This is a genomic window from Cohnella sp. WQ 127256 (genome assembly GCF_024519285.1).
GTDB lineage: Bacteria > Bacillota > Bacilli > Paenibacillales > Paenibacillaceae > Cohnella.
In genome coordinates this window covers 260,058-286,184 of the sequence record NZ_JAMZCY010000010.1, presented here as the reverse complement: position 1 = coordinate 286,184, position 26,127 = coordinate 260,058, and the positions used below count along the sequence as shown (strand labels likewise).

The following is a 26,127-nucleotide window of genomic DNA, read 5'->3' as shown; positions in this document are numbered from 1 at the left end:
CCTTTCCCTTCACTTTACAAAAAGAGCCAGCCAAGGGCCAGCTCAGTTGCAAACGAATATGATGTCTTGCTTAACCGGAAGATGTTGTAAGCATAAATTTGACTGCTCGACTAATCGCACCAGATATTACACTTACATGATCCTCTTGCTCAAGCAGTGCCCAGCTTACTTCAAGGCTTGGAATGTGTAACGACATCATGCTAGTACATAAATCTAAGCTATCCTTGACCATATACTCAAGCTCATCTCCACCGACGATCATAAGCGTTCGGAGTACATGACTTAGATCACTCTTTGACAGCTTTGCTTTAAAGACTTCAAACTCGTTTACGATTGCATGATGATTCCACCATATGGATGAACTGCTTGCAATATAATGTGAAAATAGTGGTGATTGTGAATATAAAGCATGAAGAACGAACAAGCCTCCCAATGAATGACCAAACAATGCCTGCTTCTGCTTATCTATCACGTACTTCTGATCAATCGCGGGCATTAAATCATTTTCGAAAAATGAAAGTAGCTCATCAGCTCCTCCAAATTCTGGCCAAGGCTCCCCATTGGGACGCTGCGGTAAATTTGCAAGCTCGGCTGGCATGGTTAAATCATAAATTCGACGCACGGTATCAAATGCTTCCCCACCCGGATAACCAATACCGACAACGATAGCTGGAGGATATCCTTTAGGCTTACGTGTCAACAATCGAGTGATCTCAGCAGCGGTTTCAAATAGTCCATTACCGTCTAGCACATAGATGACACCATAGCCATCCTTTGCAGGCTCATCCGAAGGTTTGGCAATAAAAATTTCATAGCTTAAGTCATTAGTTTTATTCGTAATCAGCATCGTTTCATAGTTAGGCTTTACGTACGGCTTGATGATCATGGTTGCAAGAACGCCACAATATCGTCCATCGTTTTTTGATAAGCAATTAATCCACTTGATCTCCAGTGGTCGCCTTTAACCTCAAACACTTGTCCCGCTTTAACTGCTGGCAGTGCGCTCCATAATGGGCTAGCTTTAATATCTGCCAGGAAGGCATCCCCAAGCCCGTCATTGTTGTTAATAAAGATATAATCCGTGTCTATGTCAGACAGCATTTCTAGAGAAATATTAGCAGATGGCTGACCTTCTACAAGAGCACTTTGAGCAAATCCTAGCTCACTCAGCACATAGCCCCCATAATGGAAGTTACCTACCAAAAAGATCGCGCGGGCATTCGCATTAATATAAATCGCTTTTTTACCGGCAGAAATGCTAGCTAACTGTGCTTTCGTTGCTTCTAACTTTGTATTATAAGTAGCAATAGCCTCTGTTGCCTTATCCTCTAATCCTAGCATTTTGGCGATCGTTTCTGTTGCTTCTACAACGTTACCAAGTGCATTCTTAAACACGTAAGTTGAAGCAATTTGTGAATAGTTTTCATGCACACCATTTTGTGCGTAAAAAGCAGTTGGGAATATAATTAACTCCGGCTCCAAATCTACGATAGATTCTGGAGAGGGAACTCCATTAGCAAAGCTAATTTCCTTTACACCACTTAACGCATACTGTAGATATTGCTGAGGGCTTTCACCCGTTGACCATTGTGCTACTGGAGTCACACCAAGTGTAACTAAGTAATCCTCTAAACCAGGTGCATACACCTTTTTTACAGTGCCGGGAATGTTTACTTCATTGCCTACTTGGTCTTTGACGACAAACGCTTCTCTAGCCACATCTTCCGTTTCCTTTACAGGTGATTCAACTGGTGCACTAGATGATGCGCCAGATTCACCTGTTGTTGCTGGAGTATCTGTTGCTTGTTGATTAGCTCCATTATTGCTGCCACAAGCTGCTAGTACAATGGATAATAAACCAACCATTACAGCATAACTTATTTTTTTTGCATTAAACCTCTTCATGATTGACGTTCCTTCTTTCTCATATTCTCATTAATAATCATTCTCAATATGAGTATATAAGAGATGTGACACCTTGACCATGTAACATATCATGATCACTCATGTACATTTTTAAGGTAGCATCATCACTGCAACCTCATCTAGCATTCGTCTTAATGCAACGGGTGAATATTCAAACCAGGGATCCGAATGAATAACATAGATTTGTTGATTCTTGATAGCCTCTAACTGTTTGAATCCAGCATCTCTTTGCAAATGATGCCATGTTGCTCGTGACTCATCATCGGGACATACAATCGTAAATAGCTTGTCCACCTGCAATTTGCCTAGCTCTTCAAAAGTGATTTCAGCATTATATAATCCAGGATGCTCATAGCTTGATACAGCCCCCAAATCTTGAAATAAAAGATGCTGCATGCCTGTATTACAATAAGCAAATATTTGCTGCTGATAGATACGAATAGCTAGAACTTTAGGTGGATGAGTGGACCAGCCTAACCCTCGACGAATGTCTTCCAATCGTGCATTGTACTGAGTGATCCACTGCGTCGCTTCTTCTCGTTTATTTAAACGGGCAGCCAGCTCAGTTAATTCGATTAAGCAATTTTGCTTATCATCCAGCCAATAGACTGGGAAATGATCCTCCATCAGTTTGACCACCTTTGATGGCAAATCTCTTGGAGAGATAAGAAGATCCATTTGCAAGTGTAATAGCTCATTTGGGCTACAATAATTTTTATTGTTAGTTAATGCTACCTTATGCTCGATTTGCTGCGGCCACAAATTATAGTAGTAGGGTGTCCATTTGGCGCTTAAGGGTGCAGCGAAAGGTATTATTCCTGCTGCATGTAAATACCCCATCATATTACCCGTTACAACACCAATATGAGACTTTTGCTGGCTCGTATACACCGTTGGAGATACACCTTCTACCTTTTTGAACACTCGACTAAAATAAAATTCATCACTATAGCCAACAGCTTCTGCTACAAATTTTAATCGAACGTCATCTTTCTGTAATAATTGTTTAGCCTTTTGTATACGTAACTGTGTCACAAACTCCATTGGACTTTGAATATATTCTTGTTTGAACGCCGCAGAAAAGTAACTCGAACTAAGACCAGTCAGATCAGCCAAATGAGCTAAAGACAGCTGCTTCGTGAAATTCTCTTCTATATACTGTCTAGCCTCACTTAAATCTGTTTTTTGAAATTGCTTTTGCATTCTGTCACCTCTTTACTGCTTGTATACATACAGCCCGCTCGCTTATCCATCCGCACAATGATAATGATTATCAATTATACTTTGCTTTTAGAAACCAAGCAATGCTTACTCCTATTGTTCAACGTTGAAATCAATACAAATAAGGACGCGAATCGCTCGCGTCCCCAGACATTCTATTTGATTGCTGTAATCCCTTATATTCCTTTTATTTCGTTATCTTAAAGATCGTATCATTTTCTTTAAGATGCTTTATTCTTTCCGAATAATCTTGTTCTGCATGAGTTTTTGTTAGTATATTGTTGGAAACTAACAAGTCATAAAATGATTCCAGCATCTGTGCTGATATATGCATGGGTTGGTTTCTCTCGGAAGTAATCATCATTCTTTGACCGTCAATCAGGACAGAAGCTATTTTTTCGGGCTGCACAAGCTCAATCTGTACGCCGTTCTTGTCCATTACAAAATACAATTCCTTTCCGTTTTCAAGCACTAGATGTTTTACTTCTGCCCCATTTGCCAAGCGACTCTGCATTTCTTTTATGGAATAGCCCGGATTCGGATCATTTACCAGAAGCCAGTGAGCAAAATCTGTTGCTTCGACACCAGTAGTATCATATTGTTTCCAAACTGCCCCGTTGTCCTTGCTAATCATTATGGAGTTATCATTCGTTACACGCAGATAAATCTCGTTGTCCAGATAAACCGCCCGATACTTTGATGCGTTTAGTTGGTCTATCAACTTCGGCACATCCAATTTGGTAAATGTTAAATCAATCGGCATTGAGGCTAATGTAGAATCGCCGCCTTGGTATAAGGCAGGCATACTTTCTGCCATAGGTTCTGCCATAGGTTCGGCTATAGGGTTGTCGAAACCTGAGGCCGCTTCCGTATTGTCCAGTGCAGAAGTTGCAAAAACAGTAACAGTTCCGACTACAATCGCAACAGCGAGAAGTATCGTCGTAATCGTGGTATTCTTAGCTTTCATAATAGATATAATCCTTTCTTCAATTGAGTTCTTGGAAAAATTACTGGCAAATGGGGACAGTCCACTTTTCTTTTCCTCCAAACGGACAAGCGCCATAGCATAAGCGGGTTTCATGCTTTCACCAAATGTCCATATCACCGTTTCATCACAGCTTAGCTCTATGTCGCGGTTGGCAAGAACGTACATTACCCACACGAAAGGGTTAAACCAATGGATACAAACGCTGGCGGCAAGCAACCACTTTTTGAGCGTGTCAAACCGTTTGATGTGAGTGAACTCGTGGGTAAGGATAAACTCTAGTTGTTTTTCATCGGTGTAATCTATATTTTTCGGTAAGAGTATCACAGGCTGAAAAATACCATAGGTGAGCGGAGTCGTAATTATATCTGATTGACGGATTTGTACCTTTCGCCACAAAGGAATTGACTTCTGCCATTCTCTGATGAAATCACTTTTAATGGGTAACGACATTTTGTAATTCTTGCGACCCCTTAAATGTGGGATGATGAAAAACAAAGCACATAACATAAAACCAATAAGCCATAACCACACAATAGGTGATATTGGTGAAGCTGTTTGCAGTGGTAAGGTTGGTAGGATCAAATGATCCGTTAGGGGTGGTATGATAACCGTCCCCCCATTTACTAAGGGTGAGCTATCCGCTACGGGAATTACTTCTTGTACTGTAAACATCTTTCCTAAATAGTTAACCGCCGTAAAAATGCTAAATTGCGAATGAACAGAAACAGGTACAAGCAGTTGGAATAACGCAAGACCCCAAAGAAACATAAAGGTCATTTTGGGCATCTTGTGAATGAGCAGGGAACGAAAGAACACAACCGCAAGAATGAAGATGGAAGCCGATAAACTCATTTCAAGTAATGACATCTCCCACCTCATTCCAAGCTCTCAATAAGTTGCTTTAAGTGATTAATTTCATCAGTCGTCAACCGTTTCTGTCCCAAAAGTGAAGCAATGAGTCTGTCGGGGGCACCATCATACATCTTATTAATAAGTTCTGTTGTTTCGTGCTCTTGCGCCTGCTCCCGTGTAACAAGTGCACGGCAAACAAAATTTGGCTCTTGCCGTTCAATCGCCCCTTTATCAAGGCACCTCTTAATGATGGTATAGGTCGTGGTCTTGCTCCAACCTATTTTTTCCTTCGTTATTTCTGCAATCCTCTTTGCGGCGGTATCGCCATCTCTCCACAAGATTTCCATAATATTAAGCTCGCTGTCGAAAAGCTTCATAACCATATGTAAGCACCTCATTTCACCCGTGTTCTACTACAGTAGAACAATATAATCACATTCTACTGCATTAGAATGTCTTTGTCGAGGGGGTAAGCAAAACCATTTACGCAAAAAAAAAGGCCTTAGAATCCTCTTATAGATTCTAAGCCCCTAATCGTATTGCGCATCAGCGCTACTTCACTTGCGTTATCCTTGTAGCAGCAAATTATGCAGCAGCTTAATTTGTTTTCTCTCTCCAGCTATAACAAGAGTCATACCCGCCATTAATTTATATTCAGGTTCAGGATTAATCTTCTGATTTCCCTTCTCAACAATAGCAAGGATCGTTGCTCCCGATCGTGCTCTAACTTGTAGTTCCTCGATTGATTTATTAATACTTTTAAAGTGTGGTTCAATTTTCTGCCATTCAATTACAAGTTCATCGAGCGTCACTTGAATCGTATCCAACGCTTTAGGCTTGTAATGCATACCTCCAATAATTGAAGCGATCTGTCTGGCTTCCTCATCGTCCAAGCTTACTTGTGAGATACATTCATCTGGATCCTCATCTAAAAAATGATAAAGCTCCCGTCTTCCATCATCATGAATGACTACAACCATCTTACCGCCCGAATTCGTTTCCATTTGATACTTTTTCCCTATTCCAGGAAGATCAGATTCTCTTATCGTTCCCATCTACTTATACATCCTCCATTCAATATATATCAGTTTGCTTCTTTTGATTTTTCTTTGGGTTTGTTCCATTTAAATATTTTATTTAAGCCATTATAGACATGTTTTGATTCTTTCGCCAGTAAAGGTCCAACAATAGCCAATATTAACACATATAGTGCAGAAAATGGCTTGAGAATCGGTAATAAACCTGCTGATATGCCTAAATTAGCTACAATGATCGTGAACTCGCCACGAGCCATAACCGTAAGTCCAATATTGGTTGAAGCTTTATGGGATAGTCCAGCTTTTCGGCCTGCAATCATACCGGCTACAATATTCGCCAACACTGTTAGCAGGATAGCCCCGATCGCAATCCATGCTGCATCTCCAAGTGTTAATGGATCAATACTTAGACCGAAGCTAAAGAAGAATATGGCACCGAAGAAATCCCGGAACGGAATCACAAGATGCTCAATCCTTTTACTATGATTTGTCTCCGATAAGGCTAGTCCAAATAATAATGCACCGATGGCTTCTGCTACGTGCAAAGTCTCGGAGAAGCCTGAGATAAAGAACAGCAATGAGAATACTACAATAATAAATATCTCATTGGATGTGATATTTAACAATTTGTTTAATAAAGGCGTCCCTTTCCTTGCGATGACGAAGAACAGCAGCATATAACCCATTGAGATCGCTACGGATAGCAGAATTCCACCTACGGATGATGCTCCTCCAAGCAGCAGTCCTGACATCACGGATAGGAAGACAGCAAGAAACAAATCATCAAACAAAATCATGCCCAAGATGAGCTCTGTTTCGGAGTTTCCCGTCCGTCTGAAATCTACCAATACTTTCGCCACTATGGCCGTGGAGGATACGGACAACATCCCTGCAATAATTAACGTCTCATATAATGGGAATTTTACCAAGAAACCATAGGCTAAACCAGTTATAAAATTTAAGAGAACGTATACCGATCCACCAAACACAATGTTGCGCCCGGATTTAATTAATTTGGAGACCGAAAACTCGAGTCCAATATAAAATAATAAAAATAAAACTCCCATACGTCCTAGAAATGTGATCACTGCATTGCTCTCAATGAAAGTTAAATCAATCAAACCAATAGTCGGAGCATGCGGACCAACTAACATCCCCAAAACAATTAAAAAGGGTATGATTGAAAACTTGAATTTACCTGCAATCAGCGAGAATATCGCTATAAGTAACAATGCGGTTCCAACCTCGAAGATCATATGGTCCATACAGCTTTATTTCCCTCCTATGTAACTTGATCAGCCGCCCAGCTTCCATTCAGAAAAAACTAAGGAGCATTTCCCTTTCGTATTTTTGTCCAACAAAAGGAAAACTATCCTTGGATAAATGTGGATGATTAAAAACAGCGCCATAGTAACAACACTGCAAAGGAAAAACTGAACTAACGCAACAAAAAAGAGGGGCTCGCCGCCCCTCTGAATGAGGTGAATGAGTTATTTATTTTCAAAAGGTACTACGCCGCAGTTCATAAAAATACTGCACAATTGGATGCTTTAACTTCATCTTCTCGGTCAAATTTAACAGTCGCTTTTTTCCAACTCGTCTGTCTACCAAAGCTAGAATGTTTAATAAGATATCCTTGCTCTCTAAGCTTTCCTCTATAGAAATGGATAAAAACTTAGTAGCTACATCTTTAAAATTTGATTTACTTAATGATGACTGTGCTGACCATAGTTCCTTTGCAAGTTCTGATATTTTTCTACTTGTTACAATTACTTTTAGACGATCCTCTGGAACGTTCCCCTTTGTATCTTTTCTGACCGCTTCAATTTCTTCATTGTGGATTGGAATATGGAAAATTGAATCATTCTTAATTTCCAGCTCCGTCTGATACCATCTGATTAGGGTAGTGACATCACACATATTGAGTACATTCTTTTTATCTACCATAATATAACAAAGCCCTGCTTTATCAGGTAAATATCGGTAGCCGGTTGCACGGTATTCGACCCTTCCGTATAACGCAGGACTCAGAAAGCTCTCCAAATTTTGCTTCAATTTGCTCCAGGACATGTAATCCTCCTATCGTATTCGTTGTGCAGCCTGTTTACATTGTCTGTTTGGATATCTCTCCAAAATATTGTACAACGACCTCGCGAAACTCCAGAGCAGCCTGCGAAATGTATCGGCCCCTGTGCCATAATAATGCAATCTCTCGTACCAATTCGTGATTCTCAACTTGGAGATATTTGATACGTTCCCGTGAAAACCTTGCCGTGCTTGGTATGAAAGCTATACCAATTTCTGCTTCGACCAGAGAGCTTAGCCTTGCAGGCTCATCACCCTCATATACATATTTAGGTGCAAATCCAGCCGATTTGCAAATAGCGTCCACTAGATCGCGAGTACCGTAGCCCCTCTTTACACCGACAAACCATTCATCCCTTAGTTCTGCCAAGGATACGCTGCTTCGGTTTGCCAGCCGATGATCCTTTGGTACAGCAACAAGAATTGGATCGTTGAACACGATTTCACATTCAATGTCATCCCCTTGTATCGGTGGTGAGGACAAGCAGTAATCGACTTCTCCTCTATGAAGAAGCGTAACCATTTCCTTCATGGTTAGCATCTGCACATGGAATTGGATATCGGGCCGCTTTTTGCGAAATTCACGAAGGATATTTGGTAACGTGCTTGCGGTCGTCACCGCCAATTCGAGTGTGCCCTGTTCCGGGCTGGACAAATCGCTAATCTCCTGCTTCCCCTGTTCCAATTCAAATAAAGCCCTTTCTGCACGGCGAAGGAATCTGCTACCGAACTCATTCAATCGCAGCTTCCTCCCTGTTCGATCGAATAGAGGGACCCCTAGATCCTCCTCCAAGCGTTGAATCGTTTTGCTTAAGGACGATTGAGTAACGTGCAGACTTCGTGCGGCTTCGGTCACATGTTCCAAACGAGCTACCGCGAGAAAATATTGCAGTTGAAGAAGCTCCATATAGCACCTCCCATTCATTCCTCAGAGTCAATGAAATCATAACATGAAATGCGTTGGAATAAATATGCGACTTCAAGTACGATGACATTAATACACTTTGGGGGGACCAAAAATGAATGCTCGCAGCAGGTGGTTGATGATTTCAGTTGGTCTTGGGATACTATTGAACCCCTTAAATTCTTCGATGGTTTCTGTTGCTATTCCAAGTCTACAAAATGTGTTCCAGCTAGACTTCACAGGTGTTTCCTGGATTGTTTTTTCCTTTTATATTGCGAGCGCTATCGCTCAACCTATCATGGGAAAGGCAAGCGATTTATTCGGTCGCAGGAAGATATTTCTTATCGGGCTTGTCGTAGCCTTCATTGCATCATTATTAGCTCCACTATCACCAAGCTTCGGGTGGCTCATCGTGTTTCGCATTGTGCAAGCCATCGGAACAAGCATGATGGTTGCGGTTGGCATGGCCATAGTGCGAATTCATATTACGGAGAAACAAGCGACCGCGCTGTCTGTTTTGTCCATATTCCTATCCGGAGCGGCAGCCATCGGACCGTTTATTGGCGGGGTTTTCATTCACTGGTGGGGCTGGCCGGCTATCTTTTTCGTCAATATTCCATTCGTGGTGTTAAGCTTTCTATTATCTTGGAGGAATATCCCTAAGGACGGACCGTCAACATCCGTTGCGCAGGGCATGTCCTTTCGCAAATGGTTTGATTTGATTGATGCGTCAGGGGTCCTGCTCTTCACAGTGGGACTGGTTGCCCTACTCTTTGGATTACTCTCAGCAAAATCATCCGGGCATATCTCACTAAGTCATGTTATTGTCGGGCTGATAGGCCTCAGTGCGCTGGGAGCATTCGTACGACATGAGTTAAAAGCGAGGTCACCCTTTATTCCTTTGCGAACATTCGCCAAATATCCTGCAATGATTAGGGTTAATATCGAATTTATGCTCGTTAACGTACTTTATTATTCGCTCTTTTTCGGGCTTCCGTCCTACTTGCAATTGGTACGCCATGTCAGCGAGTTCCAAACAGGAATTCTCATGCTAAGCTTAGGTTTGTGCTCGCTAATTACTTCTCCAATAGCAGGACGATGGATCGATAAATCAGGACCTCGACCCGCATTGCTAGTGTCCGCAATCCTGATGACAATAGGGTCGGTGTGGCTCGTGACACTGAATCAAACTTCACCCGTTATGAGCGTGAGTTTCGCATTGGCTGCATTCGGTATTAGCAACGGGTTGAACAATGTAGGCATGCAAGCGGCCTTGTTCCAAACTTCTCCGAAAGAAATCATCGGTGTAGCATCCGGACTATTTAATACATCCAGATACCTGGGAACGATACTTTCTTCCTTGCTTATAGGTATCGTAATGGGAGATAAGTTTAACTTCGAGGGATTTCAAGTGCTTGGGATTATCCTCACGGTAATTGCACTGTCTTTGGTATTCATGAATCGACGGCGCCGAGAGTCAGGACAATTGCAAGAGTCGTAGGTTTTCACCTGCAAGTAAAATCAATCCTCTGCGTAAAATGTTCATACGAAAAGCCCCTCACATTTGATGAGGGGCTTGCTGCGCTTAAGCTTCTTAGGTCTCTATTCTAGGCTTGCGTTGTCATCAAGAACGAAATGTTCCCATCAAGAGGTTCCTCTGACGATCAGTTCTGCTTTGAAGAAAATCTTCATTTGATCTAAGGGCACTTCGTTAATAATATTGATAATGAGGGTGCAAGATGCCTTGCCCATCTCGGCAATCGGCTGAGCGATCGTCGTCAGCTCAGGCTCAATGAACCGGGAAATCTGAATATTGTCGTAGCCGATGACGCGAATGTCGTCGGGTACACGATAGCCCATTCGGTTGAGAGCCTTCAGCCCGCCCATTGCCATCACGTCGTTGCTGTAGATAACTCCCTCGACGCCCTCTATTTCCCGCAAAATCCGATCGGTAACGGAAATACCTCCGTCCAGCGTCGGCAAGCCATCAAAGACGTAGCGCTCGTCATAAATCCCGAGCTGCTTCATGATTTCCTCGTATGCATTCACCCTGTATTCGAACACTGGCAGCTCCCGAGGGCCTCTCACGTAAACGATTTTGCGCAATCCCTTGTCGTACAAGTGCCGGACGCCGGCCATTACCCCGTCGTCACTCATGCAGTAAACGCCGGGATAATCCTCGCAGCCCGGAATGTGACGGTCCACCAGTACGAACGGAACCGCATGCTGCTGCAGCAGTGTAAGGCTGCTCTCGCTTGTCCCCCCCGCAATCAGGATCACGCCGTCCACGAGCTTACCAATCAGTAACCGTATGCAGCGGTCTTCCATCGGAACCTGGTTGTCGGTATTGCAGATGATGACATTGTACTGCATCCGATGCGCTTCGTCTTCAATAGCTCTCGCCATTTCCGCAAAGAATGGGTTCGTGATATCCGGAAGGATGACGCCGATCGTGCCCGATTTCTTCGTATTAAGGCTTCGCGCCAACGTATTCGGAATGTAACCGAGCTCGTCCGCAACCCGAATAATCTTTTCCCTTGTCTCCTGGCTGATCAGTGCGTCCTTCTTGTTCATTACCATGGATACCGTCGCCTTCGTAACGCCGACCCGCTTCGCAATGTCCAGCATGGTTGGTTTCTTCATCTTCATTCCTCCTTGCCATTCCCCCGCATAGCAGCATTCCGTCTGAGCTCTCGCGATCTATTCTCCTAGTGCAGCTGAACAGCCAAATGATTAGGAGATAGCTTCTCCGTCAATCTCCCGGCGATAAGGCATCGCAATCTGCGCCCCGGCGCGGGATGCCACCCACGCACCTACCTGGTTTGCGAAGCCTAACGCTTCCTCCAGCGCCATCTTCTCGCTTAATGCTACGGCCAACGCTCCATTGAATGCGTCTCCGGCACCCGTCGCGTCGATGGCGATAATCGGTACGCTCGGCACGGACAATGCATGCTCCGCGTCCATGCAGAAGCAGCCCCGTTCCCCCAATGTCACGATGACACGTTTTACGCCTTTGGCAAGCAGTGCTTTCGCACCCTCCTGAACGTCAGAGTAGCCAGTCAGCTTCTGTAGCTCCGTCTCGTTTGGGGTCAGGATGTCGATGCAAGGATACAACTCCTCCGGAATGGGCTTCGCCGGCGCCGGATTCAGTATAACCTTGCGGCCAAGGCGATGCGCCACCCGAACGGCAGTCCCTACCGAATCCATCGGAATCTCCAATTGCACAAGTACGAAGTCCGCCTCACGAAGCAGCGATTCGTTCCGCTCGATCCAAACGCTTTCCAGCTCGCTGTTCGCTCCGGGAGCAATCACGATCGAATTTTCTCCCGAATCCTCTACCGTAATTTGCGCGATTCCCGTGTAGCCATTAGTCACCGCTACACCCGACAGGTCAATACCTTCCTGATTTAACCGAGCCTTAAGCTCGCGTCCCGCCTCGTCTGCGCCCAGTGCGCCGATGAGCGCAACTTCCGCACCCAGCCTTCTGGCGGCAACAGCTTGGTTAGCACCCTTACCGCCTGCCGTAACAATATACGAGGACGCCGATACGGTCTCTCCCTTGCGGGGCAATTGCTGCACCCTCAGCGAATAATCCATGTTAATGCTACCAACGACAACGATTTTCAATTCAATTCAACCTCCTCTGGGCCGTAATAGCTCATCATCTGCCGGATCATGCTTATATATCGGGATTTCATTTAACCGGTTAAATGAAATGATAAATCGCTTCCATTTTAAAGTCAACGATTCTAAAGTCACTTTTTTATTAGCTTTTATATTACGTTATAATCTCACGAAAATCATTTTACATAGTCTTCTTTTAAAATACTATATATTTCTAAGTCGACGATACCTTTACCTGCCCATAGTGTTGCTTGTCTTAATGTTCCTTCTTTGATGAAACCATTCTTCAATAATACCTTCTTAGAAGTCTCATTTAGAGGCATCACTTCAGCTTGAATTCTGTTGACGTTGACATCCATAAACAAAAAATCGAGTAATATTTTTACCGCTTCGGTAGCGGTACCTTTTCCCCAATGTGATTCCGATAAATAGTAGCCAATCGTTACAACGTGTACCTTTTGATTAAAGTCGACAGCTTCAATAATTCCAAGCAGCTGATCGGGCTTAGGGTTGGCGAATATCCCCCACTTAACCCTTGACCTTTTTTTATAATCTCTCTCAAAATGGCCAATCATATTTTTTACAGTATCTTTATTGTGTTTGGGTATTATGCCGCAGTATTCAAACACTTTGTCATTGTTATAGATTTCAAAAACTTCGTTAAGATGATGATCTTCAATCTTCTTTAATACGAAATCATCTGAATTCAGGATAGGAAACTGCTCAAAAACTGCTTCTATGTTCATTCCGTCACCGCTCCATGTTTTCTTTTTATCAGAATATCCTTAAACTACAACTCTCTTCTTGATCGGTATGTATAAGTCGACCTTACATTTCCCTTCTTTATCCTTAGCGGGATCATTCATACAAAATTCGAGGCATGGACTATCGTCGGCATCATACTCACTATTCGGTAACCATAGATTGAATACGTTTTGATAGGCCAGAACAAATCTATCAATTGTGTCGTAGTATGGATATAAAGCATACATTCCACCAGAAAGTGTTTTGAAATCCACATGTATTTTATGTTCATGTCTCTCGAATCCACTTGGTAATGTTACACAAGCGTCGTATCTACAAGCAAATTCGTCAACGAGATTCCCATCATCCAATGATATTCCGATAAAATGATGCTTGTTCGGGGTTAGTCCCTGTTGGCTTGCCCAACGTCCTAACTTGTCCCAAGCAACATGAGTATCCAAATAACTCCCTACATGTCTAACGTAAGCCACTTCATGCTCTGGAAGTTGCTTAATTGTTATCATATTTTCCCATGCTCTTTTTAAGAGTTGATTTTCTCTATTTCTATTGTAATCCTGCAGAGGAGATAATTCTTCTTGCATATTGCTAAGGTGTAATGAGAAATTGCTATTTTTCCTTACGCTATTTCTAACGTCACTTGGTGTTTTGTTGTAGTGCTTCTTAAAGAGGGCATTAAAGGATGACGCCGATTCGAAACCGCATTGATTTGATATTTCCAAAATGGGCGTGTTGGTTTCAACCAACAAATGGACAGCCTTTTGTAAACGCTCTTGATTTACAAATGCAACTGGTGTCACACCGACTATAGATGTAAATATTCTTGTAAAATGATATTTCGAAAAATTTGAAACAGCAGCCAATATATCGAGATTGAGTCTTTGATTCCTATTTTCCTCTATGTATTTAATTACTCTATCAATTCTATCTTTATAGTCATTATTCATTTATCGCATTCTCCAATTACTATTGTATTAGACTACCAAAATTATACACCGCAAACCCGATCTTCTCACCTTAATATTGATAACCCTCCCTGAGTTGAACACCGCATCGAATAAGAAAAATATGTTGGTCAAATCGTGCCTGTTTTCTGTGACCGACACGAACACCAAACTTCGGCTTTCTGCTTATTCTTATTAAGCTAACTGACAGGATGTTGAAGATTTGCAACATTCATGTGGGTCTTCACGTCTTAAATTGAAATGTAAAAATTTGAAAAATGGAGGTGCATTAAGATTAAAAAGATTAATATTTATTTTACATTATGTTGTTTTGTTTTCCTGATTGGTTGCAGTAAAGAGCCAATCGATCAGAACAATGTTAAACATGTTGAATATCTTAAATCGTTCGGCTGGCATATTGAGGAAAAAATAAGCGAAAGAACGCAAGATACAAAAAACTTTCTACCTGCAACAATCGCAGGTATTGATTTGAAGCCGTATAAAGAAATTGAAATTACAACCTACATGCTAAAAGAAAAACAAAAAACAGGAAAGAAAATATACGCCTCCATTTATGAATATAATGGACATATAATTGGAGGAAACGGACAATTAGAGGAATGGGAGCCTGGAGTTTTTACTTTGAAGGATAAAGAATGGCTAATCAACGAAGGAAAAATAAATAAATAGCGTGTTCTCCTTTACTACGCTATCGGGACACGATAGAATAAACCGCCTTTTCAACGAAGGCAGTTTTCTTATGGTCAAATATCAACATTAGAATTCAACACTTATTTATCGTCACAGCTTGCAATACTTTTCGTATGATACTCCCCATTTTCACAAATAATTAACGCGTTCATAACCTTCCCGAATTTTATCCCACCGTCGATCCCAACCCTTTGGTCACCAAACCAAGGATTAAAATTCATCTCATCTTTATGAAGACGTGCACAAGCCTCGTGCCCAAAGATGATGGTCTTGGTTATATTGAGTTTCGATTGATAACCATGAAAGCGTCCTCGAATCCAACGAAAATCCTTATGCGATGTTTGTTTCCAGTCATTCTGTTTAGGATCAATACCGGCATGTACATAGATATGATGATTATCTTCAAAGAAATTGGGTAAGCTCCGCAAAAAGGTAATTTCACTAACATAATTTTTTTTGATATACTCTCTCGTCTCTGTATCGTCAATCAACGTTGGACAAAATGACTTAATCGTCTGCTGTCCACCATTCTTGGGGTTCGTATAAGGAGATAGGCGATAATCTTTGCCATCCAACCAATCGAGAAACATGTCGTCATGATTACCCCCAATTGCATACACATTCGGATTTCTCGCCATCTGTTGAACCAATCGAACAACCTCAAGAGCCGCAGGCCCTCCATCAACATAATCACCAAGCAAAATAAGTCTATCACCAGTAGGATCATAGGAGACGCGAGATAGAAGCGCTACAAAGGTGCGATAATACCCATGAATATCTGAAATCACGATCGTTCTCACAATGCACACATCCTTACTTCAAATCTCAATAGTCTGTATCTGCATCCGCCGCTTTCCCCCCGGATAACCAAGCGCATTATTGACCAGATGACAGCCGTTCTTTTCATACGAATAATGATCATGTGTATGACCAAAACACCATGTTTTGCCCTGGGCTCGGGTTAGAAGGGAAGAACCGTCAAAATAGTAGAAACTGGTCACCGGATCATAGCGATACTCGCCTGTAACCTTTGACCAGTCCGGCCCAACATGAGTGACAATTACTTTGCTTTCTGCGAAGACGCGCTCTAGCTTGGCCATTTCTGCTTCAAAGTTAGGAAGCGTGTGAATAAACTTATTATCGTTCATCACGCCTTTCCAAACTCTTCGAATGTGATCAATATGCATATGCAATTCCTGAAGACCAAAGGAAAAGTCGTACCACATCCCTGTTCCGCCGTAAGTGATGCTATCTATCGTGATACTGGTTCCATCCAGACAGGTAACGCCTTCGATCTCCTCAGCTAACGACTTCATTTCGTCGCGACGGATCATTGAGTTATAGGAATACTTCTGACAAACCTTTCTCGATACAAGATATAAGTCATGGTTGCCGAAAACGAATAAGATATGGTCGTAAACTCGTTTCAAGCTCTGTAGCAGTAATACGTTCTGCCCATTGTAGTGTCCGAGATCACCGGCGAGGATCAGAACTTTTGACGGGGTCGGAGGGAGCAGTTGATCTATGAGCTTGTCGATCTTCTTTAGCTGCAATTCCGAACTGGCTCCAACCGTGATCCAGAAATCCAAATGAGTATCCGATATTAGGTCGAAAGAAGCCATTGTCTTGACCTCCATTCATTGGATTTATCACTTTAGGTTGGGGACCCTAATCGGTGGTTTTCGCTTCTATTACATGATTACACAAGAAAATACCTTATCTAGCTGCCTCGCTTTTTTAAAATCATCATCTCCTTTTTTGTTTAACCAAGTTCCGGCCTTCCCTTTGAAGTAGTATGCTGGAGCATAGTTTTCGTTAAGTTGAATTGCTCTCGTAAAATGAGCATTAATTTCTTCCAGTTCGTCTTTCATACTTTCATCGTTATCGATTTCTAAATTTTCATACTCCCCTTCGTTTTCACCGTGTAGTGCAAACAATCCTCGATAGAAGGGCAAGAAATAACAGTCGGGCATTTGTATGATTGCATCTTCTGTCACATGGACAGCTTCTTCATTACGAGATTCACAATGTAGCCACATAGCATAAATGAGTAAAAATGGACCTACACCTTTAAATCTCAAATCTACTTGTGCATACTCTATCGCCTTTCGGAAGTGTGTTTCCGAACTGTCAGTGTTTTCGTTAACATATGAATCTATTCCTAGAAATACACTAGTTAAAGGGTTTTGAGGATTTATTTTGTACGCCTCTTCTAAAAACTCTTTTTTTGTAAATATGCTGTTGATATATTGTCCAAGGAGTTCTACGTCTTCCCCTATCTTGTGTTCACTCCATACATATTCGCCTGCAATCAACTCACATACGAGATTTCTAATATTAAATTCAACATTTTCTAATTCTGCGCTTAACATATCTAGTTTTTTTGATTCCATGATAATTCCCTCATTCTCTACTAGTTTTTTAAAAGTCGAACCGTACAAATTGTTCGTTGCCCTGTCAAGAACTGCATAGTCGCTTAGATTAATTACTTCTAGTATGTCTTTTTGTACATTTGGCCTCAAACTTATGTTTACTGCCTCTATAATCTTCATCCGCATGAATATGCGCATCATGGGTTCCCCAAACACCTCAGTAAAGAGTGCTTGGATATGGGATTTGGAATAACTGACCTCCTTCGCCACGAGCTCTATGGTCACTTCACCACACTTTTTCTGTATATTGTTTTGTAAAAAAATAATAACTTTTTCTATCGTATTATTGATATTTATTGACTGTTGTTTTTTTATCATAATGTTCCCCTTTCCGTATATTAGAATTATATAATACCGAAATCGAATGAAATATAGCTGAAAATCTGATTATTCTAGGTTGCGCAGCTCGCACAACAAAGATGACGCTCAGGATCAACATTTCCTGGCGTCATCTTTGTTGTTCGTTTTGGTGCGTGCTCCCTCAAAAGGTCTTTTTTGCGCGTCATGACGTAATCTATTCTTTGCGAACCATCAATATTGAGCACTCCATATGTGTCGCATACTGGTCACAGGTAAACTTACCCAGATGATCTTAATAATTTAGTAGACGCCCATTATCATTCCATTGACCGTACATTTTGTTTTCTCTAGTATTTGTTATGAATTTGTCTAATCTGCTTCTATACAATTCAGACTGATTCTTATTGCTTTGTATCGTGTCGATCCGAATTCTTCTATATAGATCTGGAAATGCCATGAAATTATCGTATACTTGCTTTTCCTCCTTTAGCCTTAGTTCTATATCTTCATCTATCCTAAAAGAATTGTGATCCATATTAGGAAGAACCCTGCTTCCTTCGTCTCTCATTAACCCCAACTTTTCGAGACGGCGGACACGCTCTTTATTTAATTCAGTCCATGAACTTTTTTTACTTCTAGGAGACAACCTCTGAGCCAGCTCCGTTTCAGAAATTTTCTTTTTGACTCCATCGATCCATCCAAAGCACAAAGCTTCCTCGACCGCGTCCAAATATAACAACATATTAGGGGTAGGCGTCATACTAACCAAGACCCAGCATGACTTTTTAATCTTTCCATTTTCCTGCAGCCAAATCCTCACATCTTCTCTCGATTTCGCTGGAATCAGATTTTCAATTTCCATAGATAAGATACATTATCCCTTCTAAATTGATTCATATTTCCGTCGTCTGAAGATATCTAAATATACCTTTCCAAGAAAAAACACACTAAAAAATGGTCTTCAATTGCAAGACCATTTTTTAGAATGAGTTACTGTTTGTTGGAAACGACTTTATCAAGAAACTTATCTGCATCACTATTAAATTTCCAATAAACCCCAAACCTATCAACCAGCATTCCAAAGTACGAAGACCACGGAGTATTAGATAACGGCATCATAACGTTGCCACCGACGGACAAATTATTAAAGTATTGCTCCATTTTTTGTTTATCATCGATGACTAGACTAATCAGTACATTATTTCCCATCACCAACTCACCTGTCACCATCTTCATTGAAGGCAAAATATCCGACATCATTATTTTCCCGCCTGCGAATTCTATTGAAGACTCCATAATCATATTTAACTCATTTTCTGGCAGTGGATAGTTTGGATCTTGTGGGAAATCCTTAAATTTAACTTTTTTTACTTCATTTGAACCTAAAGCCTCCGAATAGAAATCAATCACTTGCTCTGCAATTCCATCAAAGTTCAAATATACAATAGCTGACATAATGTAATACCTCCTTCTTGTGATAAATGTAGTATAATCTACAAACGGTGACACCTATATGTCACCATTCTTAGATTAAGTAAAGAAAAAGGAGGGAGAAATATGGACAAGGTTGAGAGACTTATTTCAATAATCATGATATTGCTGAAGAAAAATATCGTTTCAACAAGAGAATTTACGCAATTATTTAATGTTTCCAAAAGGACCATTCTTCGCGATATGGAAACACTGAGCCTATCAAACATCCCGATCTATTCTATCAATGGAGTCAATGGCGGCTACGGTATTATGGATGAATACAAGGTTGATAAACGTCTTTTAAGTAGCTCCGACTTAGAGAATATATTAACTGCGCTCGGCGGATTGGAACAAATTCTAATTAGCGAAGAAGTTGAAATTACTATTAAAAAAATAGAAGCGATGGTTAGCCCATTGTCTCTGAAAAGTTCAATTCAACTGTCATTTTATGATTGGGAGGGTCGGTCTGAGGTTCTTCAAACCTTGAAGACGTTTCAAGAATCAATATTAAAAAGAAGGTTAGTTTCATTTGATTATATAGATAAAAATGGCACCACGACGAATAGAATCGTCGAGCCATATCAGCTTCATTTTAGCGAAACGAGTTGGTATCTGAAAGGATTCTGTTTACATCGTATGAGCTATAGAACGTTTAAATTATCTCGGATTGATAATCTTAATATGGATGAAAAAACATTTAACCCTAGAGAATATTTATTAGAACAAGAACGTGAATCAAGTTATCAACCGCAACTAGTCGCTATTAAGGCATTGATTTCACCAAGCATAAAAGATCAATTCATTGAAAGGTACGGTCGAAAGAGTGTTGAAAACTACAGTTCTGCATTTTTATTAGCAACAATTTATGTCCCTCAAAACAGTACGGGATTTCAATTTTTAGCAAGTTTCGGCACAAATCTAAAAATCGTAGAGCCCAAAACTTATGTTGAAGACTTCCGAAATTATTTAAATAAAATGATGGATAGTTACTCCTAATTTGTCGAAGAAAAGGGGTATTGCTCTGAACTTCTACTTATAACGATTATGTAATTTCTCTTGATGAGATTTAAAAATATCCTCAAGGCTAACATCGTACTTGTTGGCAATTACTATAACGTTCCCCAGTACATCGCCAAGTTCTTCTACTAGCTCCTGCTTATTTTCAGCGTATGTACCGACGGATTCATCTGGACGATCTCGACCAATTTCTAACGCTCTAATAGCACGTGCTACTTCTCCCGTTTCCTCCGCTAAAAAACCTATGCGAATGAAAATATCGAGTTCTGACCAACCTCGTGCTTCATAATAATCCTTGACCCATTTTTGAAACGTATTTACATCCAATTTATGTACCCCCTATTTAAACAGAAACTAGCTATAATTATAATTATATAATACTCTTCGAAATGAGGTTAATTTTATGAATAAAATAGCTATTTTTTGTGGATCTAGTAATGGATCATCTATAGCATACAAAGAAGGGGCAATAAAATTAGGTGAAGAATTAGTAAGGCGTGGCATTACTTTAGTGTACGGCGGTGCCAGTGTTGGCATCATGGGAACGGTAGCTGATACTGTGTTACAGGCGGGCGGTCAAGTCATTGGTGTGATTCCAAAGCTACTTGAGGAACGAGAAATATCACACAAAAACTTAACAAAATTAATAACTGTTGAGTCCATGCACGAGCGAAAAAGCAAGATGATGGAGTTAGCAGATGGCTTTATTGCGCTTCCAGGTGGTCCAGGTACATTAGAAGAGTTTTTCGAAGTATTTACATGGAGTCAAATCGGTTTACATCAAAAACCATGCGGTATATTAAATGTTAACCATTATTATGATCTGCTGATTTCATTTTTCGACCATATGAACGAACAACAGTTTTTGCAAGATCAGTACCATCAAATGCTTTTAGTAGATCAGGAGCCAGCAGGATTATTGGAAAAGTTTGCAAATTATGTCCCGCCTAGAGTAAAAACATACACTAAATAGTCTACATATTTTGATTTCCATCAACCATTGAGCGCCCTGGCAGAGTGCAATGCTAGAGATATGCAAAATAAACAAAGAATACCATCCCTCGAGCGGACGGTATTCTTTGTTTGGTTTAGCGATCTAATTAATGAAATTTACGTAATGCAGCAATCGCTTTATCATAACAACGGCTTGTGCGCGGCTTGCATTAGCAGATGGAACAAAGGTCTTATCCGTTATGCCGGCTATGATTTTTGCTTCAACAGATTGTGAGACTGCGGCTTGCGCCCAACTGCTGATGGAGGCTTTGTCATTGAATTTAGCCAAGGCATCGTTCGATGCAGGGACTGTTTTTCCAGCTGCGCTGATGGCTTTGGAAACCATAACCGCCATTTGTTCTCGCGTAATGGTAGCATTCGGTTTGAAGCTGTTATCGCTAAAGCCAGTAACTAGCTTAGCTTTAACAGCGGCGCCTACAGAGCCGGCAAACCAATCGCTTGCTTTTACGTCTTTGAAGGTTGCTGAAGCCGCATCGGAGGTTAAGCCTAAGGCATGAACCAACATCGTCGCGAATTCAGCGCGGGTAATGCTGCTTTCCGGAGCAAATTGGGTATTCGAAACTCCTTTGACGATTAGTTTGTTAGCCATAAGCTCGATATCCGCTCTGGCCCAATGCTTGCTGATGTCATCAAAAGACTTGTTCATTGTAACGGCGCTGTAAATACTGTTTCTGTTCAACATGATGCGGGCTTCAACCGTGCCGTTCGTATTCGGTGCTACGAATACGGAGGGCACAAATGAAATTTTGCCTGTCACGGGATCATAAAGTATGCCCGTGCTCTGATTCGTGTCCACCGAATGAGGCATAAGGATCGACCTAGTTACATAGGTCATTCCGAAGTCATTCAATTCGATACGATTTCCATTGCCGCCGACGGTTATCGTGAAAGAAACAGCACGTCCCAACTGGTTGCCTCCCTCTTTCTCCGCGCTTGCTTGAATGAGCGCATTGATATCGGAAGACACGGGCGAAATTTCAACGTGGATGACGAGGTCATTGATGCTTACGCCCAATTTTCGGGAAATCGAATCGATGTCGAAAATGCTTAGCGGGAGCGAGTACCTGCCGCTGTTCGTCTCGATGGAAAGGACCGCGTTCGGCGTTCTGATACTTGCATCCTTCAGTGCGGAAACTGGCAAATCGACTTTGACGGGGCCTACCTTGTTGTCAATTTTGATAACGACCACGGTGGCTTTGTCACTGCCCGTCTGATCAGCTAGTTGCTTGAATGCTGCCGCCAGCGTTCCAGCGTCCTGCGAAACGGTTGTTGTAACCGTTCCGTCGGCTGCCTTCACTTCCTTGACCGCATTTTTGCCGGTATCCACGAAGATAGCACCCGGCCTTACGTCCACCGGAGGCGTTATCGTTCCAGTGATAGGACCACCGCCACCGCCACCGCCACCACCACCGCCGCCGCCACCGCCAGGATTGACATTTTCATTTGCCGTGACGGCAAATGTCGTAGTAGCGACCGTGTTCGATTGTCCAACTACGACGGTATAGGTTCCTATTGGCTCGCTGCTGCCTAGTGTAAGCGTATTTGAGTATTGTCCTGCAGTCACCTTGGCTATATCGAAGTACAACACACTGCTATTGCCGGGACGAAGCACCTTAATGATGACTTGGGAAAATTCTGATTTGCCGGAAATCGTAATGGAATCGCCGGGATGATGGGTTGTTGTTCCCGTGATTGCAACAGATTCAGCGGCATAAGCCGTCAGGGGTACAATCGTCAAGCCTATTGCAAACAGTAAAACTAAACTAAGCTTATTCAGCTTCATTGATTCATCCCCCAATAATAATCAAATTCCCATTGCGTCTTTTCAGTTGATAGATTGATTCCGACGTTAGCGGGATCATTACTATATTCGCTCACGACATAGACATACACTTTGTAATCGGGATTGCCAGGATCCGGAACATTAAAATTGACGGTGTACATGCCACTAATCAAATTCGATGCGCTCATAGGAACGATGCTCACAGAGGAATCGCCTTTTTTCAGTTGGAAGATGAGGGTCGCAGATTTATCGTCCGTACCAGTGTTTAATATCGAAACTCTTGCTGTGATGCCATTCGTTCTCTCGACAGCGATCGGAGTGCTGTAATACGCTTCTGTAGACACGACCGCTTTGCTTGCGAAATATTGATTTGCATATGGAAAGGAAACAACGTTAATCCTGTAATTATTGTTATTTTCAAAGATTCCTTTTTTGATCGTTATTTTTCCTGAAGTAACGGTGTAGTCTGCCTCCGTCAATGTGGTTACTATCGGGTATTCATCCCCGGGATTTTTAATCCATTGAGCAACCTCGATCTTCTGAATATTGTTTGCCCAATCCGGATTGTCTACAAATTTCAATTCGCTCGGTACATTGCTATAGAGGTTGGTTGAAAGTATGACTACCGGCGCTAGCGCTATCTCTAGCGTAACAGGCGAGTTCAATACATTGCCGTTGTCGTCTTTTACGGCGCCTGCATCCAGCTTAAAGATTACCCTCCCGCTAAGTGGAGTGTGAATCAAAACGCCAATTATATTGCCACCTGCTGCTACTACTGAATCATCTGGGCTTAATGGCAAGTAAGTAATCCCTTGGTTTATTGAATAGGAAACCTTTTCCTTAAGATGGGATACACCACGTGCATCTATTGTATTGTCCGTAAGATCTTTATCGAAAAGCATACTTAAAACATTAACATTCTTAGATCCAATCAACATGGGTTTAAGATCAAAATCAGTTAAATTAGGTGCGAGCAAATCTTTCGGTTGAATTTCTTCCGTAATAATGTCATTAGCGACCACATTACCGCTCTCATCTTTGAGCGTATTTGCGGCAATACGGACATAGTTGCTCAATTCCGTTAACGCCGAGGCCGAGTGAATGACGAGCTTATTGCCGCTAATCGTTACTGTATCGTTTGTGCCTAATGCAGCAAATGGATGAGCATTATCAGGCTCAATATTGAAGCCGGACACTATGTTGACTGCTGCTTTTAACGTTGTAGCATGCGTTGTAGCGTTGATAATATTTTCATCAAAAACAAAGGTGATATCGTGGTTCTGATTATCGATAGCATAGCTTTTCAATTGTGGCGGAGCAGTGTCATCCGTGGGTGCTATGGAAAGGTAACGGGTTAGAATGCTAGGCAACGTACTGTAGTTCTGATCTTGAAGAGCGCCTGCATAAATAAATATCTGGTTCTGGTTTCCTTCAAGCGGGTTATGCAGTGTGATTATAAGCTTTTGGCCCGTTGTGTCGAATTCAACAGTATCTGAATCACCTAGCAAATCATATCTCGGATTACTAGTGCTTCTGTTCAGCATAATCCAGTCCTTTAATGACCCGCCTGTAACGTCATGAATGACTTTGCTAAAGTTCAACGTCACAGTTGTTACGGTTATGCCGTTATCGCTAGTGTTAACAGCAGTTGCGTCTAATAGCATTGGAGCTACGTAGGTTTCTAATGTGAACGGCGGAGTGATGATATCAGAAGTAGTTGCAACGCCACTTAAATTTTTGAGGGCGCCTGCAGCTATTTTCACTTTATATGTTCCCGACCTCTGCTTAGCAGGAAGAAGGTATAAGTAGAGATATGAAGAATCATTGTTATTATCGATGATTACCCGATCGCTGATACCCAGCGGACTATAATGGATGCCGTCATCATTGGAGATCGTAATCGCTGTTTTCAATGCGACATCGCTATTTAAATTGTTAGCCATGTTTTGGTCAAATTGTAATACAATAACATGTCCTATGGGCAATGCATAGGTTTTGGGTTCATCTACTGTTAATTTTGGAGCATAGAGATAGTTATAGATCTCAATATGTAGACGCTCATCATCATTAATCGAATAGTTTCCAGATTGATCCTGAACGTTCGAGAGATAAAGATCATAACTTCCTTCAGAAAAAGCGGCGGCCAAGGTGATAACGATCGTGTTGCCATTAACGACAATAGGATTTGCTGCTGCTAGGTCGAGTAGAGCATCTTTATAGTAAAGTTGAGCATCCAATGGTTGATCTGGATTGTTAATAATAGGCTCGTCAAACGTTAAAGTCACCTTGTTACCGTCCGAACTAATCGCTTGGCTCAAATACTCAGGCGGCGTTACGTCACCTAATGGGATATTGCCAATTGTGATCGCCGCATTAGCTTGGGAGGCATCCGCATTTACCACTACGCCCGCCTGCACTCTAATTTGGTTATTCGTTCCGGTCAGCGGCGTACTAAACGAAATTTGCAACTTCGTATACACAGCGCCGGTAACGCTCACACCTGAGAAATCCGACTGCACGAATGAACCCATACCCGATCTTTTGATTAGAACAGGTACGCTTGGTGCATCGGCTGATAATGCGATAGGCTGATCGAATGTCAGCGTAACGGTCTTGTTGCCGTTGCTTATCGCCACAGGATCGACAGCGGACAGCGCTGGAGCCGTACCTGCTGCATGAACGACAGTCGGTGAACCCGCAAAATTAAAAACGGATAACACGACAGTTGCCATGACAACGAATGAAACCAGTTTCATTTTCAAGCTTGTTCTTATTAGCACGATAAGTCCCACTCCTTATGAATTTAATGAACGATCTATGCTTGCGCTTCCCGAACACTACCTCCTAACCATGTACCAAGCGTAATTAACGCCAGGGTGAATAGACAAATCTCATCAACTTCCTAATATCCGACAAGTTTCTTCGCAATATATCCCCTTCAACCTCCAAATTATTTTCCCGCGTCACGAAGATAAGTATATATCCTACGCTTAACTCCGCGGTACTAACGAAAGTTGGTGCCGCGCAAAAAAATAAACCAATAACAGAGCATCT

Annotated in this window: 25 protein-coding genes; 4 read left to right on the top strand and 21 right to left on the bottom strand. The window is 41.8% G+C overall.

Annotated features, from left to right (window positions below):
- Positions 1 to 70: 70 nt before the first annotated feature.
- From M1K58_RS26100 to M1K58_RS26060, 9 genes are all read right to left on the bottom strand, one after another.
- Complete coding sequence (locus M1K58_RS26100) at positions 71 to 886, bottom strand: alpha/beta hydrolase (RefSeq protein ID WP_256761818.1); 816 nt, start codon at positions 884 to 886, stop codon at positions 71 to 73.
- Complete coding sequence (locus M1K58_RS26095; RefSeq protein WP_256761817.1) at positions 883 to 1,905, bottom strand: ABC transporter substrate-binding protein; 1,023 nt, start codon at positions 1,903 to 1,905, stop codon at positions 883 to 885. Before M1K58_RS26095 ends, M1K58_RS26100 begins: the two co-directional genes overlap by 4 nt.
- 111 nt (positions 1,906 to 2,016) lie before the next feature.
- The gene (locus M1K58_RS26090; protein ID WP_256761816.1) at positions 2,017 to 3,129 is read right to left on the bottom strand and encodes a helix-turn-helix domain-containing protein; all 1,113 of its coding nucleotides are present in this window, start codon (positions 3,127 to 3,129) and stop codon (positions 2,017 to 2,019) included.
- A gap of 205 nt (positions 3,130 to 3,334) precedes the next feature.
- Positions 3,335 to 5,002, bottom strand: a complete 1,668-nt coding sequence (locus M1K58_RS26085; protein WP_256761815.1) for a M56 family metallopeptidase — start codon at positions 5,000 to 5,002, stop codon at positions 3,335 to 3,337.
- A gap of 8 nt (positions 5,003 to 5,010) precedes the next feature.
- Positions 5,011 to 5,370, bottom strand: coding sequence for a BlaI/MecI/CopY family transcriptional regulator (locus M1K58_RS26080; protein WP_256761814.1), 360 nt, complete (start codon positions 5,368 to 5,370; stop codon positions 5,011 to 5,013).
- Between the two features lie 183 nt (positions 5,371 to 5,553).
- On the bottom strand, positions 5,554 to 6,042 hold the full coding sequence (locus M1K58_RS26075) for a cation:proton antiporter regulatory subunit (protein ID WP_256761813.1): 489 nt from the start codon (positions 6,040 to 6,042) through the stop codon (positions 5,554 to 5,556).
- A gap of 29 nt (positions 6,043 to 6,071) precedes the next feature.
- The gene (locus tag M1K58_RS26070) at positions 6,072 to 7,289 is read right to left on the bottom strand and encodes a cation:proton antiporter (protein ID WP_256761812.1); all 1,218 of its coding nucleotides are present in this window, start codon (positions 7,287 to 7,289) and stop codon (positions 6,072 to 6,074) included.
- A 235-nt stretch (positions 7,290 to 7,524) separates the two neighbouring features.
- On the bottom strand, positions 7,525 to 8,094 hold the full coding sequence (locus M1K58_RS26065) for an SF0329 family protein (protein WP_256761811.1): 570 nt from the start codon (positions 8,092 to 8,094) through the stop codon (positions 7,525 to 7,527).
- A 34-nt stretch (positions 8,095 to 8,128) separates the two neighbouring features.
- The gene (locus tag M1K58_RS26060) at positions 8,129 to 9,016 is read right to left on the bottom strand and encodes a LysR family transcriptional regulator (protein ID WP_256761810.1); all 888 of its coding nucleotides are present in this window, start codon (positions 9,014 to 9,016) and stop codon (positions 8,129 to 8,131) included.
- Positions 9,017 to 9,128: 112 nt separating this feature from the next.
- Between M1K58_RS26060 and M1K58_RS26055 the strand changes: the two genes are divergently transcribed.
- The gene (locus tag M1K58_RS26055) at positions 9,129 to 10,514 is read left to right on the top strand and encodes an MFS transporter (RefSeq protein ID WP_256761809.1); all 1,386 of its coding nucleotides are present in this window, start codon (positions 9,129 to 9,131) and stop codon (positions 10,512 to 10,514) included.
- A 143-nt stretch (positions 10,515 to 10,657) separates the two neighbouring features.
- Here the strand turns inward: M1K58_RS26055 and M1K58_RS26050 are convergent, their stop codons facing one another.
- The 4 genes from M1K58_RS26050 to M1K58_RS26035 form a co-directional block, all read right to left on the bottom strand.
- Positions 10,658 to 11,656, bottom strand: coding sequence for a LacI family DNA-binding transcriptional regulator (locus M1K58_RS26050; RefSeq protein WP_256761808.1), 999 nt, complete (start codon positions 11,654 to 11,656; stop codon positions 10,658 to 10,660).
- A gap of 90 nt (positions 11,657 to 11,746) precedes the next feature.
- Positions 11,747 to 12,640 (bottom strand): ribokinase, encoded by an 894-nt coding sequence (gene rbsK, locus M1K58_RS26045; protein WP_256761807.1) that lies wholly within the window; start codon positions 12,638 to 12,640, stop codon positions 11,747 to 11,749.
- Positions 12,641 to 12,813: 173 nt separating this feature from the next.
- The gene (locus M1K58_RS26040) at positions 12,814 to 13,383 is read right to left on the bottom strand and encodes a GNAT family N-acetyltransferase (protein ID WP_256761806.1); all 570 of its coding nucleotides are present in this window, start codon (positions 13,381 to 13,383) and stop codon (positions 12,814 to 12,816) included.
- 39 nt (positions 13,384 to 13,422) lie between these two features.
- Complete coding sequence (locus M1K58_RS26035; RefSeq protein ID WP_256761805.1) at positions 13,423 to 14,346, bottom strand: AraC family transcriptional regulator; 924 nt, start codon at positions 14,344 to 14,346, stop codon at positions 13,423 to 13,425.
- A 486-nt stretch (positions 14,347 to 14,832) separates the two neighbouring features.
- Between M1K58_RS26035 and M1K58_RS29850 the strand changes: the two genes are divergently transcribed.
- Entirely contained in the window at positions 14,833 to 15,033 is a 201-nt protein-coding gene (locus M1K58_RS29850) for a hypothetical protein (RefSeq protein WP_483862590.1), read from the top strand.
- Positions 15,034 to 15,134: 101 nt separating this feature from the next.
- Here the strand turns inward: M1K58_RS29850 and M1K58_RS26025 are convergent, their stop codons facing one another.
- From M1K58_RS26025 to M1K58_RS26005, 5 genes are all read right to left on the bottom strand, one after another.
- Positions 15,135 to 15,854 (bottom strand): metallophosphoesterase family protein, encoded by a 720-nt coding sequence (locus M1K58_RS26025; RefSeq protein ID WP_256761804.1) that lies wholly within the window; start codon positions 15,852 to 15,854, stop codon positions 15,135 to 15,137.
- An 18-nt stretch (positions 15,855 to 15,872) separates the two neighbouring features.
- Positions 15,873 to 16,676 (bottom strand): metallophosphoesterase, encoded by an 804-nt coding sequence (locus M1K58_RS26020; protein ID WP_256761803.1) that lies wholly within the window; start codon positions 16,674 to 16,676, stop codon positions 15,873 to 15,875.
- 69 nt (positions 16,677 to 16,745) lie between these two features.
- Positions 16,746 to 17,804, bottom strand: coding sequence for a hypothetical protein (locus tag M1K58_RS26015; protein ID WP_256761802.1), 1,059 nt, complete (start codon positions 17,802 to 17,804; stop codon positions 16,746 to 16,748).
- A 274-nt stretch (positions 17,805 to 18,078) separates the two neighbouring features.
- The gene (locus M1K58_RS26010; RefSeq protein WP_256761801.1) at positions 18,079 to 18,648 is read right to left on the bottom strand and encodes a YdeI/OmpD-associated family protein; all 570 of its coding nucleotides are present in this window, start codon (positions 18,646 to 18,648) and stop codon (positions 18,079 to 18,081) included.
- Between the two features lie 128 nt (positions 18,649 to 18,776).
- Positions 18,777 to 19,241, bottom strand: a complete 465-nt coding sequence (locus M1K58_RS26005; RefSeq protein ID WP_256761800.1) for a VOC family protein — start codon at positions 19,239 to 19,241, stop codon at positions 18,777 to 18,779.
- A 102-nt stretch (positions 19,242 to 19,343) separates the two neighbouring features.
- Between M1K58_RS26005 and M1K58_RS26000 the strand changes: the two genes are divergently transcribed.
- The gene (locus tag M1K58_RS26000; RefSeq protein WP_256761799.1) at positions 19,344 to 20,255 is read left to right on the top strand and encodes a helix-turn-helix transcriptional regulator; all 912 of its coding nucleotides are present in this window, start codon (positions 19,344 to 19,346) and stop codon (positions 20,253 to 20,255) included.
- 33 nt (positions 20,256 to 20,288) lie between these two features.
- Here the strand turns inward: M1K58_RS26000 and M1K58_RS25995 are convergent, their stop codons facing one another.
- The gene (locus M1K58_RS25995; RefSeq protein ID WP_256761798.1) at positions 20,289 to 20,603 is read right to left on the bottom strand and encodes a MazG nucleotide pyrophosphohydrolase domain-containing protein; all 315 of its coding nucleotides are present in this window, start codon (positions 20,601 to 20,603) and stop codon (positions 20,289 to 20,291) included.
- Between the two features lie 76 nt (positions 20,604 to 20,679).
- Here M1K58_RS25995 and M1K58_RS25990 point away from each other — a divergent pair, with 76 nt between their 5' ends.
- Positions 20,680 to 21,249, top strand: coding sequence for an LOG family protein (locus M1K58_RS25990; protein ID WP_256761797.1), 570 nt, complete (start codon positions 20,680 to 20,682; stop codon positions 21,247 to 21,249).
- Between the two features lie 123 nt (positions 21,250 to 21,372).
- Here M1K58_RS25990 and M1K58_RS25985 read toward each other — a convergent pair whose 3' ends face one another.
- On the bottom strand, positions 21,373 to 23,073 hold the full coding sequence (locus M1K58_RS25985) for an S-layer homology domain-containing protein (protein WP_256761796.1): 1,701 nt from the start codon (positions 23,071 to 23,073) through the stop codon (positions 21,373 to 21,375).
- Positions 23,070 to 25,853 carry a hemoblobin-interacting domain-containing protein gene (locus tag M1K58_RS25980; protein WP_256761795.1) on the bottom strand — a complete coding sequence of 928 codons (2,784 nt, stop codon included), beginning with the start codon at positions 25,851 to 25,853 and terminating at the stop codon, positions 23,070 to 23,072. The genes M1K58_RS25985 and M1K58_RS25980 overlap by 4 nt, the downstream gene beginning before the upstream one ends.
- Between the last annotated feature and the right edge of the window lie 274 nt (positions 25,854 to 26,127).

Coding starts and splice junctions, on each gene's coding strand:
- M1K58_RS26040 (WP_256761806.1), bottom strand. CDS start 13,383: ATGAACATAGAAGCAGTTTTTGAGCAGTTTCCTATCCTGAATTCAGAT.
- M1K58_RS26015 (WP_256761802.1), bottom strand. CDS start 17,804: ATGATAAAAAAACAACAGTCAATAAATATCAATAATACGATAGAAAAA.
- M1K58_RS26065 (WP_256761811.1), bottom strand. CDS start 8,094: ATGTCCTGGAGCAAATTGAAGCAAAATTTGGAGAGCTTTCTGAGTCCT.
- M1K58_RS26090 (WP_256761816.1), bottom strand. CDS start 3,129: ATGCAAAAGCAATTTCAAAAAACAGATTTAAGTGAGGCTAGACAGTAT.
- M1K58_RS26050 (WP_256761808.1), bottom strand. CDS start 11,656: ATGAAGAAACCAACCATGCTGGACATTGCGAAGCGGGTCGGCGTTACG.
- M1K58_RS26080 (WP_256761814.1), bottom strand. CDS start 5,370: ATGGTTATGAAGCTTTTCGACAGCGAGCTTAATATTATGGAAATCTTG.
- M1K58_RS26060 (WP_256761810.1), bottom strand. CDS start 9,016: ATGGAGCTTCTTCAACTGCAATATTTTCTCGCGGTAGCTCGTTTGGAA.
- M1K58_RS26035 (WP_256761805.1), bottom strand. CDS start 14,346: ATGAATAATGACTATAAAGATAGAATTGATAGAGTAATTAAATACATA.
- M1K58_RS26075 (WP_256761813.1), bottom strand. CDS start 6,042: ATGGGAACGATAAGAGAATCTGATCTTCCTGGAATAGGGAAAAAGTAT.
- M1K58_RS26020 (WP_256761803.1), bottom strand. CDS start 16,676: ATGGCTTCTTTCGACCTAATATCGGATACTCATTTGGATTTCTGGATC.
- M1K58_RS26070 (WP_256761812.1), bottom strand. CDS start 7,289: ATGGACCATATGATCTTCGAGGTTGGAACCGCATTGTTACTTATAGCG.
- M1K58_RS26100 (WP_256761818.1), bottom strand. CDS start 886: ATGATCATCAAGCCGTACGTAAAGCCTAACTATGAAACGATGCTGATT.
- M1K58_RS26055 (WP_256761809.1), top strand. CDS start 9,129: ATGAATGCTCGCAGCAGGTGGTTGATGATTTCAGTTGGTCTTGGGATA.
- M1K58_RS26085 (WP_256761815.1), bottom strand. CDS start 5,002: ATGTCATTACTTGAAATGAGTTTATCGGCTTCCATCTTCATTCTTGCG.
- M1K58_RS26095 (WP_256761817.1), bottom strand. CDS start 1,905: ATGAAGAGGTTTAATGCAAAAAAAATAAGTTATGCTGTAATGGTTGGT.
- M1K58_RS26005 (WP_256761800.1), bottom strand. CDS start 19,241: ATGTCAGCTATTGTATATTTGAACTTTGATGGAATTGCAGAGCAAGTG.
- M1K58_RS25985 (WP_256761796.1), bottom strand. CDS start 23,073: ATGAAGCTGAATAAGCTTAGTTTAGTTTTACTGTTTGCAATAGGCTTG.
- M1K58_RS25990 (WP_256761797.1), top strand. CDS start 20,680: ATGAATAAAATAGCTATTTTTTGTGGATCTAGTAATGGATCATCTATA.
- M1K58_RS26000 (WP_256761799.1), top strand. CDS start 19,344: ATGGACAAGGTTGAGAGACTTATTTCAATAATCATGATATTGCTGAAG.
- M1K58_RS26010 (WP_256761801.1), bottom strand. CDS start 18,648: ATGGAAATTGAAAATCTGATTCCAGCGAAATCGAGAGAAGATGTGAGG.